This window comes from Actinosynnema sp. (assembly GCF_052038725.1).
The window spans coordinates 1-2200 of record NZ_JBQGCX010000645.1 but is presented as its reverse complement, the minus strand read 5'-3'; the positions used below and the strand labels follow the sequence as shown (position 1 = coordinate 2200).

Annotated in this window: 1 protein-coding gene and 1 pseudogene; both read left to right on the top strand. The window is 73.6% G+C overall.

Annotation, left to right across the window (positions count from 1 at the left end; all coding sequences use genetic code 11):
- Nucleotides 1-313: pseudogene (gene murD, locus ACTUAL_RS13645) on the top strand (UDP-N-acetylmuramoyl-L-alanine--D-glutamate ligase); the annotation flags it as partial.
- Between the two features lie 401 nt (nt 314-714).
- Entirely contained in the window at nt 715-2178 is a 1464-nt protein-coding gene (gene ftsW / locus ACTUAL_RS13640) for a putative lipid II flippase FtsW (RefSeq protein WP_096496461.1), read from the top strand.
- Nucleotides 2179-2200 lie beyond the last annotated feature (22 nt).

The window sequence follows — 2200 nt, the reverse complement described above, 5'->3', positions numbered from 1 at the left end:
CGCGGGCGGGCTGCTCAAGGGCGCGTCGGTGGTCGACCTGGTCAGGGCAGAGGCGCACCGGCTGCGCGCGGCCGTGCTGATCGGCACCGACCGGGCGGCGATCGCGGCGGCGCTGGCGGAGCACGCGCCCGAGGTGCCGGTGGTGGAGCTGGCCGAGGGCGGCATGGCGGGCGCGGTGCGCGCGGCGGCCGGGCTGGCCCGACCGGGCGACGCGGTGCTGCTGGCGCCCGCGGCGGCGTCGATGGACATGTTCGCGGACTACGCGCACCGGGGGCGGGCCTTCGCCGAGGCGGTGCGCGAACTGGCCGGGTGACCGGTGGCGGTGTTCGTGGGAGGACCCCGTGACCCGGTTGGGCGCGGGGTCCTCCCGCATTTCCGGGCGGGTGCTGCGGGGTGATTCGTGAAACGGGCGCCCCGGTTGCCGTGACCTGGGCGTTATAGGTGGATCGTCCGAGTCGCGCGCACGGGTTGTGGCCGGTGCTCCGCGTTTCACCGGCGAATTCCCGGTGTTGTGCCCGCGCGTTCTCCGAACCGGTTCAGGTGTCCTTTTCGGAATTCCCGCCGACCCGTCGGGGGCGGTCCCCCAGGTGGCCCGCCGACCGTGATCGCGCTCGCGTGAACGCGACACGCGGGTGCGGTTCCCGGCGTGTCGGCTTGCGCGCGAGACCATGAGCGCATGTGGATCGGGATGAGCGGCCCTGGGCGGGTCGGGACGTGACCGTCGTCGAGCGCGAGCAGGGGACGGCCGGGCGCGGGCGGGCGTGGCGGCACCCCCGCAGCGCGCTGACCGCGTGGCTGAGCAGACCGCTGGCGGACTTCCACCTGCTGCTGGCCGTCTTCGGGATGCTCACCGCCATCGGGTTGATCATGGTGCTGTCGGCGTCGGCGCCCGGCGAGGTCGCGGCGGGGCGGGCCGCCTACTCGGTGTTCCGCAACCAGCTGATGTACGTCGGCGTCGGCGCGGTGCTGTTCTGGATCACGCTCCGGCTGCCGCTGCGCAGCATCCGGCACAGCAGCACGATGGCGATGCTGGTGTCCGTCGTCCTGCTCGGGCTGGTGCTCACGCCGCTCGGCACGAACATCTGGGGCGCCCAGTCCTGGTTCCGCATCGGCAGCATCTCGTTCCAGCCGATCGAGCCCGCGAAGCTCGCCATGGCGCTGTGGGGCGCGCACGTGCTGGTCACCAAGCGGGCGCTGCTCAACCAGTACCGGCACCTGCTCGTGCCGGTCGTGCCGGTGGCGCTGCTGGTGTTCGCGCTGGTCATGCTGCAACCCGACCTCGGCGGCACGATCACGCTGGCCGTGGTGCTGCTCAGCCTGCTGTGGTTCGTCGGCGCGCCCATGCGGGTGTTCGGCGCGATCGTGGCCGCGGCGGTCGGCGGCGCGGTCGTGCTGGCGGTCGGCGCGTCCTACCGGCTGGACCGGGTGCTCGCGTACCTCGACCCCGAGGAGGACCCGCTCGGGTCCGGGATGCAGTCGCTGCAGGCGATGTACGCGCTGGCGGAGGGCGGGTTCTTCGGGAAGGGGCTGACGAACGGCAGCGCCAAGTGGCGGTACTTGCCGAACGTGCACAGCGACTTCATCTTCGCGGTGATCGGCGAGGAGCTGGGGTTCATCGGGTGCCTGCTGGTGCTCGGGCTGTTCGCGCTGCTGGCGGTGGTGGGGCTGCGGATCGCGGCGCGCAACACCGACCCGTGGATCAGGATGATCGCGGGGACGCTCACGGTGTGGCTGGTCGCGCAGGCGGCGATCAACATCGGGTACGTGGTGCGGCTGCTGCCGGTCACGGGCATCACGCTGCCGATGATCTCGTCGGGCGGCACGTCGATCGTGACGACGATGATCGTGTTCGGCATCCTCGCGAGCTGCGCCAGGCACGAGCCGGAGGCGGTGGCGGCACTGCGCAAGCTCGGCCCCGGCCGCGTCGGCGGCTTCCTGCGGCTGCCCGCGCCGGAGGCCTACCGGCCCCCCGCGCGCCGCAAGCCCGGCCGTCCGTCCACGCCGCCCCGCGCCCCGGGACGGAGGGCGGCGGCTGCGCCGAAGGTGGAGGAGCGCCGGGTGGGGGGACGTTCGGCGCCACCGTCGGAGTACCGGAGGCGGGAGTCCCGGAGGGCCACGCAGGACCGGACCACCCGGACGGCTCGGGCTACCAGGAGGACCGGGCGCGAGGGGCGGTGATGGGGGCTGGGGGCTGGCCGGT